Source organism: Parachlamydiales bacterium (assembly GCA_041671045.1).
Classification (GTDB): domain Bacteria; phylum Chlamydiota; class Chlamydiia; order Chlamydiales; family JABDDJ01; genus JABDDJ01.
The window spans coordinates 1-19,111 of sequence record JBAZCF010000017.1 but is presented as its reverse complement, the minus strand read 5'-3'; the positions used below and the strand labels follow the sequence as shown (position 1 = coordinate 19,111).

At 53.3% G+C, this 19,111-nt stretch carries 23 protein-coding genes; 13 read left to right on the top strand and 10 right to left on the bottom strand.

All coding sequences use genetic code 11. The features are described 5' to 3' along the window. Window positions 1–227: 227 nt before the first annotated feature. Genes WC222_12435 through WC222_12415 form a run of 5 tightly spaced genes read left to right on the top strand, consistent with a single transcriptional unit; the run spans window position 228 to window position 6,849 of the window. The gene (locus WC222_12435; protein ID MFA6917193.1) at window positions 228–965 is read left to right on the top strand and encodes a type I restriction-modification enzyme R subunit C-terminal domain-containing protein; all 738 of its coding nucleotides are present in this window, start codon (window positions 228–230) and stop codon (window positions 963–965) included. Next, the gene (locus WC222_12430) at window positions 965–2,758 is read left to right on the top strand and encodes a restriction endonuclease subunit S (protein ID MFA6917192.1); all 1,794 of its coding nucleotides are present in this window, start codon (window positions 965–967) and stop codon (window positions 2,756–2,758) included. The genes WC222_12435 and WC222_12430 overlap by 1 nt, the downstream gene beginning before the upstream one ends. 2 nt (window positions 2,759–2,760) lie before the next feature. Then, window positions 2,761–4,494 (top strand): AAA family ATPase, encoded by a 1,734-nt coding sequence (locus tag WC222_12425; protein MFA6917191.1) that lies wholly within the window; start codon window positions 2,761–2,763, stop codon window positions 4,492–4,494. Between the two features lie 5 nt (window positions 4,495–4,499). Beyond that, window positions 4,500–5,303 (top strand): hypothetical protein, encoded by an 804-nt coding sequence (locus WC222_12420; protein MFA6917190.1) that lies wholly within the window; start codon window positions 4,500–4,502, stop codon window positions 5,301–5,303. Window position 5,304: 1 nt separating this feature from the next. After that, entirely contained in the window at window positions 5,305–6,849 is a 1,545-nt protein-coding gene (locus tag WC222_12415; protein ID MFA6917189.1) for a class I SAM-dependent DNA methyltransferase, read from the top strand. 30 nt (window positions 6,850–6,879) lie between these two features. Here the strand turns inward: WC222_12415 and WC222_12410 are convergent, their stop codons facing one another. From WC222_12410 to WC222_12400, 3 genes are all read right to left on the bottom strand, one after another. Further along, complete coding sequence (locus WC222_12410; protein MFA6917188.1) at window positions 6,880–7,806, bottom strand: site-specific integrase; 927 nt, start codon at window positions 7,804–7,806, stop codon at window positions 6,880–6,882. A gap of 127 nt (window positions 7,807–7,933) precedes the next feature. After that, window positions 7,934–8,359, bottom strand: a complete 426-nt coding sequence (locus WC222_12405) for a hypothetical protein (protein ID MFA6917187.1) — start codon at window positions 8,357–8,359, stop codon at window positions 7,934–7,936. A 1-nt stretch (window position 8,360) separates the two neighbouring features. After that, window positions 8,361–8,759, bottom strand: a complete 399-nt coding sequence (locus WC222_12400) for a hypothetical protein (GenBank protein ID MFA6917186.1) — start codon at window positions 8,757–8,759, stop codon at window positions 8,361–8,363. Between the two features lie 267 nt (window positions 8,760–9,026). Between WC222_12400 and WC222_12395 the strand changes: the two genes are divergently transcribed. Continuing rightward, on the top strand, window positions 9,027–9,245 hold the full coding sequence (locus WC222_12395; GenBank protein ID MFA6917185.1) for a hypothetical protein: 219 nt from the start codon (window positions 9,027–9,029) through the stop codon (window positions 9,243–9,245). Window positions 9,246–9,267: 22 nt separating this feature from the next. After that, window positions 9,268–9,552, top strand: a complete 285-nt coding sequence (locus WC222_12390; GenBank protein MFA6917184.1) for an integration host factor subunit beta — start codon at window positions 9,268–9,270, stop codon at window positions 9,550–9,552. A gap of 188 nt (window positions 9,553–9,740) precedes the next feature. On the opposite strand, the gene WC222_12385 is transcribed toward WC222_12390, so the two are convergent. Further along, window positions 9,741–10,346, bottom strand: coding sequence for a DUF1643 domain-containing protein (locus tag WC222_12385; protein ID MFA6917183.1), 606 nt, complete (start codon window positions 10,344–10,346; stop codon window positions 9,741–9,743). Between the two features lie 183 nt (window positions 10,347–10,529). Between WC222_12385 and WC222_12380 the strand changes: the two genes are divergently transcribed. Then, window positions 10,530–10,865 carry a hypothetical protein gene (locus WC222_12380; protein MFA6917182.1) on the top strand — a complete coding sequence of 112 codons (336 nt, stop codon included), beginning with the start codon at window positions 10,530–10,532 and terminating at the stop codon, window positions 10,863–10,865. After that, on the top strand, window positions 10,858–11,949 hold the full coding sequence (locus WC222_12375; GenBank protein MFA6917181.1) for an ImmA/IrrE family metallo-endopeptidase: 1,092 nt from the start codon (window positions 10,858–10,860) through the stop codon (window positions 11,947–11,949). The genes WC222_12380 and WC222_12375 overlap by 8 nt, the downstream gene beginning before the upstream one ends. A 4-nt stretch (window positions 11,950–11,953) precedes the next feature. On the opposite strand, the gene WC222_12370 is transcribed toward WC222_12375, so the two are convergent. The 3 genes from WC222_12370 to WC222_12360 are packed head-to-tail and all read right to left on the bottom strand — an operon-like array spanning window position 11,954 to window position 14,023. Then, window positions 11,954–12,907: a hypothetical protein gene (locus WC222_12370; GenBank protein ID MFA6917180.1), complete on the bottom strand. Its 954-nt coding sequence runs from the start codon at window positions 12,905–12,907 to the stop codon at window positions 11,954–11,956. Continuing rightward, the gene (locus WC222_12365; protein ID MFA6917179.1) at window positions 12,904–13,704 is read right to left on the bottom strand and encodes a hypothetical protein; all 801 of its coding nucleotides are present in this window, start codon (window positions 13,702–13,704) and stop codon (window positions 12,904–12,906) included. The genes WC222_12370 and WC222_12365 overlap by 4 nt, the downstream gene beginning before the upstream one ends. Then, entirely contained in the window at window positions 13,685–14,023 is a 339-nt protein-coding gene (locus WC222_12360) for a hypothetical protein (GenBank protein ID MFA6917178.1), read from the bottom strand. Before WC222_12360 ends, WC222_12365 begins: the two co-directional genes overlap by 20 nt. A 12-nt stretch (window positions 14,024–14,035) precedes the next feature. On the opposite strand from WC222_12360, the gene WC222_12355 reads away from it, so the two are divergent. Beyond that, the gene (locus WC222_12355) at window positions 14,036–14,347 is read left to right on the top strand and encodes a hypothetical protein (GenBank protein ID MFA6917177.1); all 312 of its coding nucleotides are present in this window, start codon (window positions 14,036–14,038) and stop codon (window positions 14,345–14,347) included. A gap of 435 nt (window positions 14,348–14,782) precedes the next feature. Here the strand turns inward: WC222_12355 and WC222_12350 are convergent, their stop codons facing one another. The 3 genes from WC222_12350 to WC222_12340 all read right to left on the bottom strand — a co-directional run bounded on the left by WC222_12350 (window position 14,783) and on the right by WC222_12340 (window position 16,200). Then, the gene (locus tag WC222_12350) at window positions 14,783–15,091 is read right to left on the bottom strand and encodes a DUF4031 domain-containing protein (protein ID MFA6917176.1); all 309 of its coding nucleotides are present in this window, start codon (window positions 15,089–15,091) and stop codon (window positions 14,783–14,785) included. 245 nt (window positions 15,092–15,336) lie between these two features. Continuing rightward, window positions 15,337–15,843 (bottom strand): hypothetical protein, encoded by a 507-nt coding sequence (locus WC222_12345; GenBank protein ID MFA6917175.1) that lies wholly within the window; start codon window positions 15,841–15,843, stop codon window positions 15,337–15,339. Window positions 15,844–15,855: 12 nt separating this feature from the next. Continuing rightward, complete coding sequence (locus WC222_12340) at window positions 15,856–16,200, bottom strand: hypothetical protein (protein ID MFA6917174.1); 345 nt, start codon at window positions 16,198–16,200, stop codon at window positions 15,856–15,858. 208 nt (window positions 16,201–16,408) lie between these two features. Here WC222_12340 and WC222_12335 point away from each other — a divergent pair, with 208 nt between their 5' ends. From WC222_12335 to WC222_12325, 3 genes are read left to right on the top strand one after another with little or no spacing between them, the layout of a single operon-like run. Further along, entirely contained in the window at window positions 16,409–16,687 is a 279-nt protein-coding gene (locus WC222_12335) for a type II toxin-antitoxin system HigB family toxin (GenBank protein MFA6917173.1), read from the top strand. Next, on the top strand, window positions 16,677–17,894 hold the full coding sequence (locus WC222_12330; GenBank protein MFA6917172.1) for an ImmA/IrrE family metallo-endopeptidase: 1,218 nt from the start codon (window positions 16,677–16,679) through the stop codon (window positions 17,892–17,894). Before WC222_12335 ends, WC222_12330 begins: the two co-directional genes overlap by 11 nt. Window position 17,895: 1 nt before the next feature. Further along, window positions 17,896–19,050 (top strand): beta family protein, encoded by a 1,155-nt coding sequence (locus tag WC222_12325; GenBank protein ID MFA6917171.1) that lies wholly within the window; start codon window positions 17,896–17,898, stop codon window positions 19,048–19,050. The last annotated feature ends 61 nt before the right edge of the window (window positions 19,051–19,111 follow it).

Sequence of the window (19,111 nt, the reverse complement as noted above, 5' to 3'; positions counted from 1 at the left end):
TGTAGTTCGCCAGCAACTCGTCTATCAGGTCAGCAGGTACAGCTTTCGGTACGGTCATCTTCGGTCCTCTTTGAAGGGCGGCAGTTTCCTGCCTTGGGACCGTTTACACAAACTTTAGGACACCCCCACTGGGCAAAGATCTGGTTGCCGCGCTCAACCCCGACGCCATCGTTGCCGCCGCACTAGCGACCGCACAGGCAAAGGGCATCACACGCAGCGAAGAAACCTTGTTGCCCGAAGAAATCGAAGCTGCCCGCGCTGAACGTGTCGCTGCCGCCTGCGCCCCCTTCGATCAACCGGCCCTGCGCGACGAAATCGAAGCCGCCCGCCGCGAACGCGAGCAACTGATCGACCATATCAACCTCGATCAAGTCACTTTTTCAGGTTTCAGCGAGCAAGCGGAAACGCAGGCCAAGAGGGTGATCGGCAGCTTCGCAACTTACATCGCCCAGCACAAGGACGAAATTGCCGCGCTGAGCTTCTTCTACCAGCAGCCCTACCAGCGCCGCCAGCTCACCTTCGCCATAATCGAAGAGCTGCATGAAGCGCTCAGCCGCCCGCCGCTGATGCTGACCACTGAGCGACTGTGGAGCGCCTATGCCCGCGTACAAGCCGGTCAGGTGAAAGGCACAGACAGCAAACGCCAGCTCACCGATCTGGTGTCACTGGTGCGTTTTGCGCTGGGGCTAGAAGCCGAACTCAAACCCTTCAGTGAGCAAGTCGATAAGCGCTTTCAGGAATGGATCTTTCGCCACAATGCCCAACGCGCCACAGCTTTTACGCCAGAGCAAACCGAATGGCTGCGGCTGATGAAAGACCACATCGCCAGCAGTTGCAGCATCAGCCGCGACGATTTTGATTATGCGGAACTGGCGGGCAAAGGCGGCTTGCAGAAAGTCTGGGCGCTGTTTGGTAATCAGCTCGACGGACTGATGAACGAAATGAATGAGGAGTTGGTTGCGTAATGGCGTTCACTACGACCGTAAGAGAAGTTATCGACAACGATAAAACAGGGCTTCTCACAAAGCATTCGTCATGGGAAAGAGTTCAGCTTATCGAGGTTGCTACGATCTTGAACGGCGCCCCCTTTGATTCAGCTATGTTCAGCATCACGGAAGGGCATCCTCTAATCCGAATTCGAGATGTGCTTACCGGGACGACATCAACCTACTTCCGAGGCACTTACGACAACGCCTATGTTGTCAGGCAAGGGGAACTTGTTGTTGGCATGGACGGCGACTTCAATTCAGCCTATTGGGGAGCCGTTCCAGCTTTATTGAACCAGCGTGTTTGCAAAATCACGCCGGATGAAAACTTTTACTCCAAAGCATTCCTGGGCCACTTATTGCCCGGTTATCTTGCGGCGATCAACGCCAATACATCTGCGATCACAGTAAAACATCTTTCCTCAAAGACCATTGGCGAAATTGAACTACCGTTGCCTCCTCGTCCCGAGCAGACACGGATAGTCGAAAAACTCGAAGAATTGCTCTCCGACCTCGATGCCGGGGTGGCCGAACTCAAGGCCGCGCAGAAAAAGCTGGGGCAATACCGGCAATCGCTGTTGAAAGCCGCCGTGGAAGGTGCGCTGACTGCCGAGTGGCGTGCGTCCCGAAAAGTCGGTGCTGGCGATACGGCGCTGGAAACCGGCTCGCAGTTGCTGCAACGCATCCTCACCGAACGCCGCGCCCGCTGGGAAGCCAAGCAACGCGCCAAGTTCGCAGAGCAAGGCAAACCCCAGCCTAGAGACTGGCAGGAGAAATATCCCGAGCCGGTGCAGCCCGATACCAGCGATTTGCCAAATCTGCCGGATGGGTGGGTCTGGGCGAGCGTTGACCAACTTACTGCCGAGCAGAAATACGGGTCATCGTCAAAGACCAATGAGGACTCTACTGGTGTTCCGATTTTGCGAATGGGCAATATTCAAGATGGCGATCTAGATTTTTCAAACTTGAAGTATCTACCTGCCGATCACGATGAATTTCCTGGCCTGTATCTGCAAGATGGCGATCTGCTATTCAATCGGACAAACAGCCCTGAGTTGGTCGGCAAGACGGCGGTGTATCGCTCGCAATTGTCGCCATGCTCATTCGCCTCCTATTTGATTAGCGTGCGGTTCTGTGAGAGCTATATCCCGGAGCTTGCATCAACGTTCATCAATTCGGCGTACGGCAAACACTGGATTAAATCGGTAGTGGTTCAGCAAGTTGGGCAAGCAAATGTCAATGGGTCAAAGCTAGCTGCTCTTGCAATACCGCTTCCACCGTTCGACGAGCAGAAGGTAATAGTTTCGTCACTTCATGCCCAAACGAGCGAAATTGTGGAGCAGCTAAAAAACGTTGAAACATCCCTCAAGCAATCCGCCGCACAACGCAAAAACATTCTCAGAGCCGCTTTTTCTGGTCAGTTAGTGCCGCAAGATACCAACGACGAACCGGCCAGCGTGTTGCTGGAACGTATTCGCGCTGACCGGGATGAACGTGACAAGCAGCCGAAGGTACGCAAGGCCAAACAACAAAAGGAGATCGCCGCTATGGTGAGCAAACTGATGGACGTGCTCGCCGAGGCGGGCGATTGGCTGCCCGCCCAAGAGGCATTCCGCCGCTGTGGTGTGGCTGATGGCGCACAGACCGAGCAGCTCGAAGCGCTCTATGCCGAATTGCGGGCATTGGATAAGGCTGGCCGTTTAGCCGTAGAACCCGTCACGGATACCCAAGGCCGCAAGCTACATGACCGGCTGAAGCTGTTGGCGGCTTGACCATGCGCCTGGACAAGCTAACCATCGGCAGCGTCAAAGATAGTCCGACGCACCAGTTCAAGAATCTGAAGAACGTCACTATCGACTTCGATCAGGATCATTGGGTGACGGTGGTGATTGGCTGGAATGGCACCGGTAAATCCAACGTGCTGGAAGCGCTGGCTATCATCTTTCGCGATCTGATCGGCAAGAAACGCACACCCGCCTTTGCTTTCCAATTGGCTTACCGCATGGGCGCGGGCGAGAACCTTCGTCACATTCACATCGATGCCGACCCGGACCGAGAAAAGAATCCATTTCTCATCCGTGTCGCTGACGCCAAGCAGATCAAGCAAAACGACTTGATTCATAGCGTAGCCGATTTCGGGGACGATGCTGACAAGTCGCCTCTGGGTGAGCCGATCAAACTCACTGCCTTCTTGAACGCGGATACCGGTTATTTGCCGAGTTACGTGTTCAGCTATTACTCGGGTGAAAGCCCGCGCATGCACGAGGTGTTCCGCCCCTACCTGGAAGGCTACGACAGCAAACTGCGCAATGGCGAAGACCCGGGGCTAAAGCGCCTGTTCTACGCGATGCCCGTGCACAGTCAGTTCGTATTGTTGGCCTTTTTGATTCAACAGTCCGACGTGGTGCGGGCATTTCTCGACGACCACCTCGGCCTTGATCCAGATGAAGGTATTGAATCGGTACTCTTCGTGTTGCGACAACCACCATGGAAATCAAAAGCCATCGATGGAGACCCGCGCTTCTGGAATGCACGGGGCGTGGTACGCGACTTCCTTGCTCGGTTGTATGACATTGCTTTGGCGCCCGTTGACATCAGCCGTCGCGTGTCCACGTCAATCTGGAACAAGGAAACCCTGCGTTTCAAGTATCTCTACGTGAAGGACATTGCCGCGTTGCGGCGCTTGGTGGGCAATCAAGCACCAGCAAAGTTCTTTCGGGATTTGGAGAGCACCTATGTCTCAGAGCTGATAGAAGAGGTGCGCATCCGCGTGCGCCTCAAAAAGAACGACGGCAGTGTGACCTTCCGCGAGCTGAGCGAAGGTGAACAGCAGTTGCTGACAGTGCTGGGCCTATTGCGCTTTACCGCCGAAGACGAAAGCCTGTTCCTCTTGGATGAGCCGGACACGCACTTGAATCCGCGCTGGTGCGTGGATTACATCACGTACCTGAAGAAATTCATCTCAAGTGGAATACAGCAGGATGAAACGAGCCACATTGTTTTGACGACGCACAATCCGCTTGCTGTCGCGGAGCTGGATCGCGAGCAGGTGCAAATTCTACGTTTGACCAAAGACGATGAACGCCGACGAATCGTCGCGTGCTATCCAGAGACTGCACCACAGGGCATGGGCTATGCCGCGATTGTTACCAGTGACATGTTTGGTATTGCCTCGTCACTTGACCAGCCGACCCAGCTCCTTCTGGAGGCACAGAGAGCGTTTGCTTCTAAGGAAGTGTTAAGCAAGGACGAGCAGCGCGAACTAGACAAAATCAACGTAAAGCTGGACAGGCTCGGTTTCCGCTTTTTTCATCCGGACGATGAGTACTCTCGCTATCTGCGCCTGAGAAATGCGTTGCTGGTAGAGCGCTTTGAAGTTGATAGCCCACAACAGCTTGCAGAGAAGGTTGTGCAAATGCCTCGCGTGGAGCGCGAATCCCTCGCCAAACGTCTGATCGCCGAGCTGCTTGCGAATGAGCCTGGCAGCAGCGGAGAGGTTTCGCCTTGAGGTATGTGGATCGTTCTAAGCTGGTTCAGCCAGCAGGTTGGCTCCAGCGGGCTCAAGTTGCTGCGCTGGCTGTTGCTGGTGGCGCAGACCCCAATGACCACTCCACTGTTTGGCGCGAGTTGAAAAATGGTCTGGCAGATCTTCTGCATGACAAATGCTGGTATTGCGAAACGCACGTCGACCGTTCAGATAACGCGGTAGATCATTTTCGACCCAAGGGCCGCGTGAGCGACGCTGCCAGCCCGCACTCCGGTTATCGTTGGCTAGCATTCGATCCGACCAATTTTCGTTACGCCTGCACCTACTGCAACAGCCGCCGTAAGGACGTGGAGGCTGGCACTGTTGGTGGAAAGGCCGATAGATTCCCACTGGTCAACGAGGCTAATCGTGTTTACGTGGCGGGTCCGGTAACCCAGGAGCGCCCCATGCTCTTAGACCCTTGCGAGCTGGCCGACTGGCGCCTCTTGGGTTGCCAGCAGGAGAACGGGCAACCTTGCACGACCAGTAATGATCCTGTCGCCAAGCAGCGAGCAGAAATCTCCATTGAGGTTTTCCATCTGCACTATGAGCCAACCTGCAAAAGGCGCCATACAGCTGCTGTTCAACTAATGTCTGATGTTGATGAGGGCAAGCGATTGTTTGAGCAGGCCACCCAAGACACGGCCCGTGAACAGGACTTTAAAACTGTTGCTGCCCGACTGCGGCGTGCTATTGATCGTGATGCGCCCTTCAGTGGTGATATGCATTTTCTCCTGCGTGGACAGCGCAGTGAAGATCACCCATGGATACAAGAATTGTTAGAGGCCTGATATGAATACAAGTACTTTGGTCCAGAAGGTCTGGAACTTCTGCCACACTCTCCGCGACGACGGCGTGGGCTATGGCGATTACCTTGAGCAGCTAACCTATCTGCTGTTTTTGAAGCTGGCGCACGAGTATGCGCAAGAACCCTATAACCGTGACACCCATATCCCCAAGGGTTATGACTGGGCCAGCCTGACGCCGAAAGTGGGCGAGCCTTTGGAATCGCACTATCTGGCGGTATTGCACAAACTGGGGCAAGAGCCCGGCATGTTGGGTGCGATCTTCTTCAAGGCGCAGAACAAGATTCAAGACCCTGCCAAGCTCTCGCGCTTGGTGCAATTGATCGACGCCGAAAACTGGATCAGCCTCGATGCCGACACCAAGGGCGACCTGTATGAAGGACTCCTGCAAAAGAATGCGGAAGACACCAAAAGCGGCGCCGGACAGTATTTCACCCCGCGTGCGCTGATTGAAGCGATGGTGGCCTGCGTGCGGCCGGAGCCCATGAAGTCAATTGCCGATCCAGCTTGCGGCACCGGAGGTTTTTTTCTTGGGGCCTACAACTGGCTTACGCGACCCGGTGCAAAACTTAACAAGGCACAGAAAGAGTTTCTTCGCGACAAGACCTTTCACGGCAATGAGATCGTGCCCAACACCCGCCGCATGTGCTTAATGAACCTGTTCTTGCACAGCATCGGCGAACTGGATGGCGAACCCTTGGTGGAGCGTTCGGATGCACTGATTGCCGAGCCCAAGCGAAAGGTGGATTACGTTCTAGCCAATCCGCCGTTCGGCAAGAAAAGCAGCATGACCTTTACTAACGAGGAAGGTGAGGAGGACAAGGATGCACTGACCTACGAACGGCAGGACTTCTGGGAAACCACGTCGAACAAACAGCTCAACTTCTTACAGCACATCGTCAGCATGTTGAAGTCGGATGGCAAAGCCGCCGTGGTGTTGCCGGACAATGTGCTCTTTGAAGGTGGCGCAGGCGAAAAAATCCGCCGCAAGCTGCTGGAAAACTGCGACGTGCATACCGTGCTGCGCCTGCCCACGGGGATTTTTTACGCACAGGGCGTGAAGGCGAATGTGCTGTTCTTCGATGCCAAACCCAAGGACGGCCAGAGTCACACCAAGGGCGTCTGGTTCTACGACCTGCGCACCAATAAGCATTTCACGCTGAAGACGCGGACGCTGAAACTGGATGACTTGAAAGACTTCGTGTTCCGCTACAACCCCGACAACCGGCACGAGCGGACCGAGACAGAACGCTTCAAGTACTTCAGTTACGAAGACCTGATGGCACGAGATAAGGCCAGTCTTGATATCTTCTGGCTAAAAGACGACAGCCTCGAAAATTTGGATGACCTGCCGCCGCCGGACGTCTTACAGCAAGAGATCATTGACCATCTTGAGGCGGCATTGATGGCATTTCGGGATGTTGCTGCGGGGCTGCCTCGTACCGCCTCACCAATAGATCAACGCCGAGGTCAAAAGCTGCCTCCAACACTTGCGAGCACGACCGGAGCTAGCAAACTTGTGCGTGGATGACCACCGCCATCGTGGTTATTGCTAGCCCCCTTACAGCAGCGACGGAATCTGCCGCCGCTTGCCGATTCGCACATATTTCTGGAGGGTGACTTCGGACCTGTGGCCCGTCACTTGTGTCAGGACAGCACTTTGGACGCCCGCCAAAACCCCCGTCGTGACAAACCCCGCCCGCAAGCTGTGCCCTGAAAAAAGCGCTGGGTCGCGCCCGGTGGCCTCAATGAGTTGCTTGATGATCTTGGCGACGGCGTGCGTCGAGAGCGACCGGCTGCCGATGCTTTCGTTCTGACCGACCGAGCGAAAAATGGGACCGGTTGTAATGCCTGACACGTCCTGCCAATGTTTCAGTGCCTTGACCGGGCACCGGTCGCCGTGTGCCATCGGAATGAACTTCACAAAGCCCGCCGCCATCTGATCGACCTTAGACGACAACAGCGTGATTTCAAGCCCACGATCCAGCCACGTCACGCACTCCCACGTCAGGTCGACCAACTCACTACGGCGGAACGCGCCCGCCCAGCCGACTGCAAGCAAGGCAACGGTGCGTGCCGCCCATACTGGCTTACGTTTGGCTGCGACCGACCATAGATCGAGCAAGATGTCTTTCTCGATGGCGTTGACTTGTCTCTGTGCAACGCCAAGGCTGCGACGGACACCTTTCATCAACTGGCGAACGCGAGCGTCGGATGCCGGCGACGGATGCCCTTGCTCAAGGTGGCCTACGTGAATGGCGACAAGTCTGCGTTCGATAGTTGCCACGGCAAGCCTGCTGCTGATCTCGGTGATATAGGCGATGATCTGATCGACTGACGCCGGCATCGTCCCGCCCGCCTCAAGAAACAGACGAACATCGTTCGCGTACTCGCGCCGGGTCGATGGCGCTCTGGTTGCTTCGAGGTATTCGACTTCAGTAAGTAATGGGCGCACGGATGCCTTGCGCCGATGATCGGTGGCGTTCATTGCTGGGTTCCTTTGTGAATATGCCAATGGCGAGCACAAAACCTGTTTCACTAACTGTTGTTTTGTGAAACCACTTGGCTTGAATGAAAGCGGCATAGTTGCCGCTGAAGAGGACTGGCTGGGTGACCTACGGTCGTGCGGTTGGGGTCAATTCCAGCGGGCTGTCTGGCGAATAATCAGACGTGTACCTCTGGCACGCTGTCAGTATTTCGGTCGACGTAGAGCCCAAGTCGCCGAGTTCCGCCAAAAGCCAGCCTATTGATTCCACGCAGTCGGCAGGGATTTCGCCGAGACCCACTTCCGGGCTGACTGCTACCAGTAACCGTCCGATTGCCGCTACGCCCCGATTCACGGTGCGCTGGGTTATTTCGGCATTGTGGCCAAGCTGAAGTAAAAGCTCCGGGGCCGCACTTTGCCAGTCAATGTGAAATTCGCCACCGACTCTCCTGGCCTGAATATGTGGCAACAGTAGGATCAGATCGCGTAGCGGTCGTTGCGATTCGTGGTCGGCGAATTCGATATCCAGTTCATTGCGTGACTGAAGGATGCCCATGTCAATACTCGCTCGGCAGCAGCAATGTCGAAACAGACCGGTCCCACTCGGTGATGATCCAAATCTTCGTTCCTTTCACCATGTAGGCGGAAAGCACTCGCCCGCCATGAACAAGAGCTTCGTCGTTGGACTTCCAGTCTTCCGGTGGCACGGTTCCCCAATCGCCGCACTGGTGCCGGCCGAGGTATTCATACGGGTTGAGGCCGTTTTCTTCAAATACCGCGAGTGCGCCAGGGGTAGCGACGATTCTCCCGAGCGAAAACAGCGGGCGAGTTCGGTCCTGGACGGTCGGTAACGGTGAGGGGCTGGTTGCTTCGTCGATTTTGGATGTTTGACACATAGCGATTAGCTCCATGAAAAGTGAGCCGCGCTGCTGGCAAACCGGCACCCAAGAACGCAAAAAGCCACGACCTTGGGAGTCGTGGCTTTCGCTGGTGTCGGCAGTTGCCGGAGTTTTTGTGGCGGCGCGGCACGGCGCAAAACGCGCCGTACTGTATGCTAATCGGATGGCTGAGCATGGGTCAAGCCGCAATAACTTTGCCAGTACGCGGCCTCCAAATCCTGTCTTTCCGGGTTCAGGCCGGTGCCGCTGACTGTATCGAGTTGCCCCGCACCGTTTAGCATTGGTATAGCATGCCGTTTCCACTCATCATCAATGGAGGTCGCCATGGCCCGCAAGAAGAAACTCGACTTTTCCGACATTGGTACTACCCGCAAGAAAGAGACCCTCAATCAGAAGGATTTCTGGTCGCGTTATGGCGTCACGCAGTCGGGCGGCTCCCGTTACGAATCGGGTCGGAACATTCCGAAGCCGTTGGCGATCCTGCTATGGCTGCATCGGTCAGGGAAAGTAACCGACAAGGACTTGGCTGACGCCTTGAAGTAGAAGCGCGTCGGGCACGCGACCTATGACCAAATCTGAACTGACCGGCAAGCTGGCGGCGCGCTTCCCGCAACTGGTGGCGAAGGATGCTGATTTCGCGTTGAAGACGATTCTTGATGCAGTGGTCGCCGCACTTGAACGGGGTGATCGCACCGAGATTCGCGGCTTCGGCAGCTTTGATCTGAACTACAGGCCGCCGCGTATCGGGCGCAATCCAAAATCCGGTGAAAAGGTGATGGTGGACGCCAAACATGTCCCACACTTTAAGGCTGGCAAGGAATTGCGCGAGCGTGTCGATCAGAGCAACTGAGGCATCCGTTGGATGCCAGCCTTCTTTTCAGATTCGGGCCAGAACCGGTCCTTCAGAGATCTCCTGAACAGAAGTCGTTCAGGGAAAGCGAGCAGTCGACGTGTTGGCTACATCGGAGTGGCTCGGTCCGTATGATTGTCGATTGATAAGGAGACCAGGATCGGATAATCTCCACGTCATTCAGTACCTTAAAGGCATTTCGACCGTGTCCGTTTTATTGACAGCAACCCGGACGTTTCCGCGCATGAATAACTGTTCGACCCCATCGGAACCGGAGTCAGTGTTTTCCGCAAATACAGCGGGTGGCCGGGGTGGCCGTCCTTCGTCAGCGCCAGACAGTGCAGCGCCTGGTCGAGCATCGCCCGCACTTCGGCGTCTCGCCCCCGATGCGTTCCGTTCGCGCCCCACGCCGCCACAACTACCCCGGCGCGATGGGCCAGCATCCCCAAGTGTTTGTTGTTGTCCGGCCCTACCGGATCGGCTGCGGCCTTCATGTCCTTCGGGTCGGTGGCGCGGAACGCAAACAGGTTTGTCATGCACAGGCCGGCGTAGCCCCATGCCTTCGCAAAGGCAATGCAGCGCCGTATCGTCGGATCGTCCTGCGTCTCGTCCGCCGTGCTCGGGTTCAGGCCCACAAACATCGCGTAGCCTTCGCCTCCGATCCACTCGCGCCACAGTGCGTAGCGGTAGGTCCGGCACGGCGAAAATATGGTCTGCCGGGGCTTGGGGTCGAACCCGTCGGTCAGCAAGGACTGGCCGCCATGAGTCTTCGTTTCTGCGTCGAGCGCGTTCAATCGTCTTCTCTTTCTCGGTGGCCAATGGCGGCCAGCCTGTTACCTAGATCGTTAGCCCTGCGATAAACCGGAGTTGAGCAATAGCTACTCATCGACAAGCAGGCATATGATAAATTGGAAAATCGATATGCCACTACCCAATCCGCCAAATCGAGTGGCTGCTTCTACCATTGAAATAGATTGATGGCGTTGGATCTCGCATTTTCCGATAAGCAGCTTCGACAAATATGTGAGGCTGAGGCTTTAGCAAGGCGCGAACTCGGGGAAAGAGTGGCCGCAGCGTTAAAGCACCGTCTTGCCGACTTGCGGGCCGCTACGTCTGTGAAGGATCTGATTGCAGGAAATCCTCGCGAACTCGGTGACAGTCGAGCAGGGGATATGGCAGTAGATCTAGTGGATGGACACACCATGATTTTCCGATCCAATCACGCTGCACTCCCAGTATTAGCAACAAATCTCGTTGATTGGAGCAGGGTAACCCGCATCCAAATTATTAAAATAGGGAGCGAATATGCTTAGCACCGGCCAATTTAGCCCCGACTGGATATGCCCTCCCGGCGACACCATTGCTGATCTTCTTGGAGAACGGAAATGGTCTACGTCCGATTTCGCTACGCGCATAGGTGCAACCTCAGATTACGTAGCCAATTTGCTGCAAGGCCGGTCTCCCGTTACAGAAGAGCTTGCTGAAAATCTCGCAAGAACTCTAGGGGCATCGCCGGCTTTTTGGCTTAACCGCGAAGCACAGTATAGGAGCGATTTGACGCGCAGCTTGGAGAGTGCAAGGCACCTAGAGCAGGAGCATTGGCTTAAGGGTCTGCCAGTAAAAGATATGGTCCAGTTTGGCTGGATCAAGCCATTTCAGAGCGCTGGCGAAGGCGTTGCGGCTTGCCTCGCATTTTTTGGTGCATCAAATTTGTCGTCGTGGCGAGAAAGGTATGCCGACGTATTTGACGGCGCGGCATTCAGAAAATCGGCCTCGTTTGAATCACATGCGGGAGCAACCGCAGCTTGGCTTCGGCAAGGGGCTATTGAAAGTGCGTCAATAGATTGCCAAACGTGGGACGCTGTACGTTTTAGAGCCACATTGCCGAAAATTCGCGCCGTTACTCGCCTAAAAAATCTTCAAGATATTGTCGCGACGCTAAGAAAGTTGTGCGCCGAGTGCGGTGTAGCAATAGTTTTCCTTCGCACACCATCCGGGTGTCGAGCTAGCGGAGCGACCTTCTTTGTTTCACCGGACAAGGCGGTTATGTTACTTAGTTTCCGCTACCTGTCAGACGATCACTTTTGGTTCTCACTATTTCACGAAGCAGGCCACCTGCTACTTCACGACAAGAAAGGTCTTTTCGTAGAAGGTGAGGGCCCCTGTTCAGACAAAGAGGAGACCGAGGCCAATGAATTCTCTTCTACCACCTTAATTCCACCGGAGTATCAGCCGCGCCTCTTAGCACTCCGCGCAAATGTTTGGGACATAGTGAGATTTGCAAAGAGCATAGGTATCTCGCCCGGCATCGTAGTTGGTCAATTGCAGCACCTAAAAGTGCTCAAGCGAAACCATTTCAACAACCTAAAATCACGCTATACATGGAACGCCGAGTAGGTAACTAGCCACGAAACGGACGGAACACCCCAGGACTTTTCTGCCAGTTGCAAAGGGCGTCTTCAAGGATCTGCATACCAAAATACAAGTGCAGATCAGCCTCTAGTTCGATTAACCACAATTCCAGCGTGTTATGGCTAAGGTTAGCGTTCTTATTCCCCGCAAATAAGAGACGGGCGCCCAAGAGAGGCCCTGTAGCGCCTTGCATATATGTTGTCCCGGGCTCAATCGGCAGCAGACCCAATTTGCCTACCATCGTCAAATAGTCGAATTTGGCCGTTCGTCCGAAGGAACTAACTGCCGACATTGATTCGTAGAGGTCGGAAAACATTTTTCGAGGATCACCGCCTGCGGCGTTTGAGACTTGTTGAAAAAATACCTGATGCTTTCTTGCGGGTCCGACCCAATTGATATAACTGCCGAAAGCAGCCCCCGTTCCACTTGGCGAATAGGGATGAAGGCTCTGATATTTGCGATGATTGCCGAAACGCCGCTTTACACCATCCGCGCCCTTTAATGTGTGCAGATGGGCCGCCAACCATATCAGAAATGACTGCACGTCCTTGCTCGTTCGCTCCCAATCCCAATTCACACCAGCGCCCAATTGACCATAGACATCGCGAACCAATCGCCAGCCAGTCTGTTTAGGTTTCCCGAAATGAACTGAAAGAAACACCAACCAAGATGCTTCATCGATCATGCCACTGCGATGCATTAGCAATGCCGCCCTGAACGGGTCAAATAGTTCACTCCCTGGATCGGCAACTTGCTGGTTGATATCCTTCAATCCCCGCAGTCGGGTAATAAATCGAATGCGCCGTTCGCTTTCGACAATTTGCTCAACAAGTGAAGCTCGATAGGCCGCATCTTTGATTCCGACAAGAGGACGTTTCTTTAGGTCGAATTCCCTTAAGGAATCGTCGATCTGTTTCGCTAGGGCTCTATCTCCAGGCCTCAAGAAAGTACTCCTTCTGCAGCACTTGATATCCAACGTCGAATTGATAACTTGACTTCATTTGTAACGCCAAAGCTGCTTTGAATGTTGTGATTAAAGCCGAGTATGTGAATATCTCGACTGAGCCGTATTCCTGCCACTTCCCTTATAGTTCCTTGATAGGCAAACCCCTCAATGCCTTTACCGGAATTCCTTGGGAGCGTCCAATCTCGAATCGGCTTTTTGTCCAACTTGATGCCGGAAAGTCTCTCTAGGTTGTTGATGACGCTCGCGCCATTCAGAACTAAGAGCCTAACCGGCGCGGCTTTTAGTAACAGCCCCAGCGTATCCCCAGCTGAATTCAATAGTGATAATTGTTGCTGGCTTGTCAGCTCGGTCCACTTACAAGTTGTTGCATATGGAATCAAGTCGAGGTGACATGCATTTGCCGAACTACCATAGTACGAAGCTTTTGTACCCGAAATGATCTGGTCAAGCCCTCGAAACCATTGATCATAAGGATTGCGCGAAAAGTAGTCCCGACACGAAATGGAAATCAGGTCCAAGTGCTTAGTACTTGCCGCTGACCACTTTTTCAATCCAAGGGATTTCAATGTGTGAAACCGCCGAAAAGCACCGTCCAACTCATTTCCTGCAGGGTCAACGAATTCTCGATTGCTTGGATTCAGACCAAGTGTGGCAACGGTGGACCGCGACAGATCGCCAAAAGAAGGGACTGGACTACCCCAAGAAATAACATTTGTCCCTCTAAAAACAGGATCGTCCAAACGCTTAAGCAAGTTATCGAGAGGGTACTTCATCGCTTGCCTCGCTCAATACAGGTGGAAACAATTCCTTTTGCGGTAGATCTTCTTCTTTGGCCTGTGCTTTAGCTTGTACCTTTCTAAAGTAGGCGTCGTAGACATTGGAATGCATGTATCTCACAACAGTGGAATTAGCGTCACGGCTCCGGCCACGCTTCGCATATGAATGGAAGCGAAGAATCCTTATCAAGTCTGCCCAATACGGATCAATCGGAATAGACCGAACGGGAACCCTTTCACCTTGTCGAATCCTTCTCTCGTAGTCCAAAACAACTGGAATGGAAAGGAATGGATCAGCCTTAGGCATTGGAGGCATGGGAATCTTCTCTTGAAACGCCTCCCTAATGAATTGCTCCGCACTCTCTCTACAGTCATCATAGAGATGAAGGCTCGCAACGGCATGCTTGTACGTTCCGAGTTCCAAGCCGAGGCTACGTGCCATGATTTCTTGGATCATCGTGAACGCAAAAACATCGTGCGGCAATCCTCGATAGGCATCGTTAGAGCGCATGTTTACGAACAAATGCAAGCGACCGTAACGAGCCATGAACTGCAATGTGCATGTACACGGAACGTCCTTAAACTCCTGCTCCGTATCGGACGCGTCAAATATCTGAATTACAGCTTTTCGTGTGTCTGAATGCTGCTTCAATAAATCTCTAACCTTGGAAAACTGGCTAGTACCTTCATCGGAAAACATTCGCGGACCGTATGCTCCGTGAATAGTCGTGCCGTCATCGGAATACTGACCATAGCGCTCAATGTAATACTGAATAAACGCCAATTCGTTCGAGCCTGATAGGTACCAGACGAGCTCACCAAGACAACTCACTAGCGTACTCTTAATTTCGGTGCGGCTAAACCGCATTCTTGGATCACCGATCCTAAGCAAAACTCCCTGCAATTCGGCATTTGAGCCTTTACGTGGCAAGACCTTTTTTCTGACCTTAAGAAGTCTTTCGTAGACCTTCAACAACAGATCATCTAGCGACTCAGCACTTATATACATATTAGCTATTAGTCTGAAGAGATGTCCGATCAGGAAAGCTGACGCGGGCTTTCTTGATTGTGATCATTATTCAAACAATGCCATTTGATTCGGCCGACACAACTCTCTTCTGCTTTGCATCAGTTGTTCCTTCAAGATTTTGGCGCATCCGATGATTTGCGATCTATTTCCCTTCGTTGCGCCCAGAACTAAGGCCAACTCGCGCAGCTCGATAGTTAAGTCGTAATGTGGATATGAGGCATTCTGCTGGAACCATTCTCGTTTCAATTCCAAGCGCAAAGCAAAATCATGCAACTCTTCGAGCGAATCCGCGACGAGGTGGCACCAGCGCTTTCCGCGCCATACTATCTGCATATTGTCGACGTAGGTTGTCATCTTTGCTAAATGTTAAATGTCGGACGGCCTGTCAAGGCAATCGGCATTTTCGCCTGACAACCGCGACCCAGATTCTTCTAACTTGCGTTATTTGTGATGCTTCTTTTTCGCCTAACTAGCAATCTGGCCTATGGTTTGGGCTGCATCAGAAAGCATGAAAGTTCTTGAAGTAACTATTCTTTTCATTAAGGCAAACGTATCAGGCGACCGGAATTCGCCGCTACACCGTTACGGACAACTCAGCCTTACGGTGGAAACCGCAGGCTGGAAAAGGCGCGTCCGGCTTGCAAGGCACGGCGTTCAACATCCGCCGCCGACTCAAGCCAGCCTTTTTCTTCAAGGAATATCAGGAAGGCTCGCGTGCTGATCTTGCGGCAGTTGTCCGGCACGTGAAAACTGGCGCGGGCTATCTTGTGGTCCTCGAACAGGAACACTGCGGTCTTCGGCGGCTGTTCAAGGGCGAAGTCGTTCATGGCCTCCTGAATCGCCAGTTCGCCAAGGTTCGACTTGCGTGCGGGCGCTGTCCGTTGGTAGTGCTGAAAGGTCTTGGTCGGAACTACCGGCAGCTTTTTGGACTTGGCCCACTTCGCCAGTTTCTTACTGGTCGGCGTCTGGTTCCGCGTGACTTCGTGCAGGACCATGTCGACCAGCATGACGGACCAGCGAGGTTTAAACAGTACGTCGAGCGCGTCCGCGTAGGCCAACGTAATGAGTGGCCCAGCGTCCGGCAGCAGAACAACATTCGACGACATCAGGTCGCCCGCTCAGGACGGCAGCGCGTGCAGACTATCGACCATGCTGCGCGTAACGGCCTCTGGCAGCCTCGGCATTGGCAAGTGAGCTTGTGCCATCAACAGGAACATCTCTTCCTCACTGTCGATGCCCAGCGCACGCATGGCCTCGTCGTCGGCAAGCCGCCCAAGCGAGAAATCGAGCAGAACCCTGAAGTTCTGGTTGCTGCTGGTCTCGGCGGCTTCAAAAGTCTCCACCAGATGGCGCAGCTCAGCGTTGAACAGTGCGTTCACCGATGTATCCGTCTTGGCGGCAATGACCTTGGCGCGCTTGAGCAGGTCGCGATCTACCGCCCCGGTAAAGTTAACATTCGCCATCTTGGCCTCCTTGGAACATATTCACGTAAATCAGTGTAGCACATAACTAGGTGCTAATGACCGGGACGTTCGCCAACGCGGTAGATTCCGCACCATAAACATCAGAGGCGGTGAGCGCGGCATCTTCCCCATTCAAATATCCCATTATGGGAGAGTTGACATTCACATTTAGAAGGATAATAATCGCTCCCAGATTGGGAGTTTCTATATGCGACTTATCGGAAGAGATCGACTCAGAGATTTGCAAAGCTCAGATGAGCAGGTCAAGAAATGGCTGCTTAACTGGGTAGCAGAGGTAATCAATGCGCAGTGGAAGCATCCCTCCGACGTAGTTTCTCAGTTCCCCAACATCCGAAAAGGTAGCGATGGACATTTCATATTCCCTATTGGTAACTGCAATTGGGCTGTATGTCTCTTGATCGCCTTCCCACAGGGCATTGCCCTAATTACAGATTTAGAAGCTAAAGACGGCATCCATGGAAACTAAAGTCATTAGAACTGAGGAGCAGTATCGTAGTTACCTCGAAGAGGTTCAAACGCTAATGGCGTCCGGGGTACCGCTCAATTCCAAGCAAAGCGACAAGCTTGAGTTGCTTACTGTTCTTCTCGAAGCGTACGAAAACGCCAAATACCCCGTCGAAAGCCCCGATCCAATAGATGCAATTCTCTTTCGGATGCATGAAAAAGGTCTTAAGCGGGCCGATCTCATACCCTATTTCGGCACAAGTAGCCGTGTTTCTGAGGTATTAGGAAGAAAAAGACCGCTTACGGTGCAAATGATCCGGGCTCTGTCCATTGGACTAGGCATTTCAGCAGACACTCTAGTCGGGCTATCGATGCCTGATGCCGCACCACAAAAGAGCGCTATCGATTGGTCAAAATTCCCAGTTAAGGAAATGGCAAAGCGCGGCTGGCTGGAAAGCGCCGCAATCAGGGCAACGTCGTCCGTGGAAGACGTGGTTAAGAACTTCATATCTGAAGCTGGCTTGCAGTTCGGTGCAGCGTCCTTCCGCCGTACCTTGGTTGGTGAGGCGCAATCTCCTACCACTCGATATTCTTTGTATGCTTGGCTGGCCAGAGTTATTCAGAAAGCAAGAGAGAAAAAGTCATCGTTAGGCGTCTTCGAGCAAGAAGCGTTGTCCACCAGTTTTCTTCGCGAGTTGGCCCAGCTAAGTTGGTACGACCAAGGTCCCTTGCTCGCAATTGAATATTTGGGAAAGCATGGAGTTGCGGTAATCGTTGAACCGCACCTTAAGGGAACGCTATTAGACGGCGCAGCCCTGAAGGATGCGGACGGAACCCCGATCATCGGACTTACTCTCAGGCATGACCGCTTAGATAATTTCTGGTTCACGCTACTCCATGAGGTCGCCCATATATGGAAGCATTCAGGTAGCGACGAAGCATTCCTGGATGACTTGGATGCGTCCTCTGAGGATAGACGCGAGGCTGAAGCCAATCGCCTTGCCCGCGAGGCTTTCATCCCTCGACTCATTTGGAAACGAAGCGACGCATTTATCTCGCCTAGCAAAGAGTCCATTGATAAGTTGTCTCGGGAACTGAAAATACATCCTGCCATCATTGCAGGCAGGCTCCGCAAAGAGACTGGCAACTACCGCGTCTTTACCGACCTTGTTGGTCTTAACCAAGTCAGAACCATGTTCTCCGTGTCCACTACAGAAGATGAGGCTTGAGATGTCCGCAAACTACCTCCCAGTTATAAAAGCAAAGCTTGGCGAGCTTAAAGCCTTGTCAAATGCCAAGAAGTCCCACCTACGGAAGATGCTCCCACTCTTTGAGGTAGGGCGAATTGGCGAGTCGATCCGAAATGCAGCACGATTCAAGGACTCGGATGCGCTGACGTGTGACTATCTGGACGAGATCGCAGAGAAAATCGCTGAGGTTCGCGTGGGGCAATCCGCTCTGGTTGATGCGTTTCAATGGCCGGCGGACGCCACGACTGAAACAGGAGAACATGTCCTTCCGTATGTCTACGAAAAACTCGAATCACTTGGCGTGGACGTTATTCCGGTCGTTGGCTACGACAGGTGGGATAGCCAGCCTTACAGATTGGCACTTCAGGGGCTAGATCTCTCGGACGACAAGTACTTCTGCCTCCGCTTGGATTCGCATGCCATCGAAGACTCGGCTGACCCAACATTTTTTGAGGACCAGGTGCTCGGCATTTTGGATGACCTAAGTCTTAAAGCAGGTCGGTGTGCGATTCTTGTCGATTTTGGGGATATTACCGGAACCTCCCTGGAGGATTTGATCGACCAAACCAGTGGGATCGTTGATCTACTTGGACCAATGGGATTCAGATTCTTCGCAACTGCCGGTTGTTCGCTTCCAGCAACCATCGATGGTGCCGTAAAGAAGCAAAACACGACAGGCAAAGTGATAAGGAAGGAAATGTTGCTTTGGCAAACCCTCCGAACCGAGTACCCGCAGATCAAATGGCTATTCGGAGACTACGGGGTGCGCGGTCCCAATACGGCAGAAGATGTCATATCGCCACATACAAACGGAAAGATTCGACACACAATCAGCCAGCATTTCTTCATTGCGCGAGGTCATTCGATACAGACTGGTGACAAGGGAGCGCAGATGCACAAACTTGCTCAAGTCATTGTTCAATCTCAGCACTATTTGGGCGACGGGTTCAGTTGGGGTGATGCCAGGATTCTCGCTTGCAGCCAAGGGGAATTTAAGGGCAATTCGACAGACTGGATTGCGATTGACACCAATCACCATATTGCATATGTCGTAGCCGAAATTGGGGAATTTGAAACCACCATTGCAGCGCCTACGAGGGTGTCCCGAATTTTGTGTAAACGGGATTTTGCTTAGCGCGCTGTCATCCGATGTTCGAACTGGATAGTAAAGCGAGTAAGCGCGGATTTCCAGTCCC

Bases quoted from the DNA above. Each gene is read 5' to 3' on its own strand.
- WC222_12390 (MFA6917184.1), top strand. From the start codon at position 9,268: ATGACCAAATCTGAACTGACCGGCAAGCTGGCGGCGCGCTTCCCGCAA.
- WC222_12340 (MFA6917174.1), bottom strand. From the start codon at position 16,200: ATGGCGAATGTTAACTTTACCGGGGCGGTAGATCGCGACCTGCTCAAG.
- WC222_12345 (MFA6917175.1), bottom strand. From the start codon at position 15,843: ATGTCGTCGAATGTTGTTCTGCTGCCGGACGCTGGGCCACTCATTACG.
- WC222_12430 (MFA6917192.1), top strand. From the start codon at position 965: ATGGCGTTCACTACGACCGTAAGAGAAGTTATCGACAACGATAAAACA.
- WC222_12395 (MFA6917185.1), top strand. From the start codon at position 9,027: ATGGCCCGCAAGAAGAAACTCGACTTTTCCGACATTGGTACTACCCGC.
- WC222_12325 (MFA6917171.1), top strand. From the start codon at position 17,896: ATGTCCGCAAACTACCTCCCAGTTATAAAAGCAAAGCTTGGCGAGCTT.
- WC222_12360 (MFA6917178.1), bottom strand. From the start codon at position 14,023: ATGCCTCCAATGCCTAAGGCTGATCCATTCCTTTCCATTCCAGTTGTT.
- WC222_12365 (MFA6917179.1), bottom strand. From the start codon at position 13,704: ATGAAGTACCCTCTCGATAACTTGCTTAAGCGTTTGGACGATCCTGTT.
- WC222_12335 (MFA6917173.1), top strand. From the start codon at position 16,409: ATGCGACTTATCGGAAGAGATCGACTCAGAGATTTGCAAAGCTCAGAT.
- WC222_12410 (MFA6917188.1), bottom strand. From the start codon at position 7,806: ATGAACGCCACCGATCATCGGCGCAAGGCATCCGTGCGCCCATTACTT.
- WC222_12330 (MFA6917172.1), top strand. From the start codon at position 16,677: ATGGAAACTAAAGTCATTAGAACTGAGGAGCAGTATCGTAGTTACCTC.
- WC222_12405 (MFA6917187.1), bottom strand. From the start codon at position 8,359: ATGGGCATCCTTCAGTCACGCAATGAACTGGATATCGAATTCGCCGAC.
- WC222_12425 (MFA6917191.1), top strand. From the start codon at position 2,761: ATGCGCCTGGACAAGCTAACCATCGGCAGCGTCAAAGATAGTCCGACG.
- WC222_12350 (MFA6917176.1), bottom strand. From the start codon at position 15,091: ATGACAACCTACGTCGACAATATGCAGATAGTATGGCGCGGAAAGCGC.
- WC222_12415 (MFA6917189.1), top strand. From the start codon at position 5,305: ATGAATACAAGTACTTTGGTCCAGAAGGTCTGGAACTTCTGCCACACT.
- WC222_12380 (MFA6917182.1), top strand. From the start codon at position 10,530: ATGGCGTTGGATCTCGCATTTTCCGATAAGCAGCTTCGACAAATATGT.
- WC222_12375 (MFA6917181.1), top strand. From the start codon at position 10,858: ATGCTTAGCACCGGCCAATTTAGCCCCGACTGGATATGCCCTCCCGGC.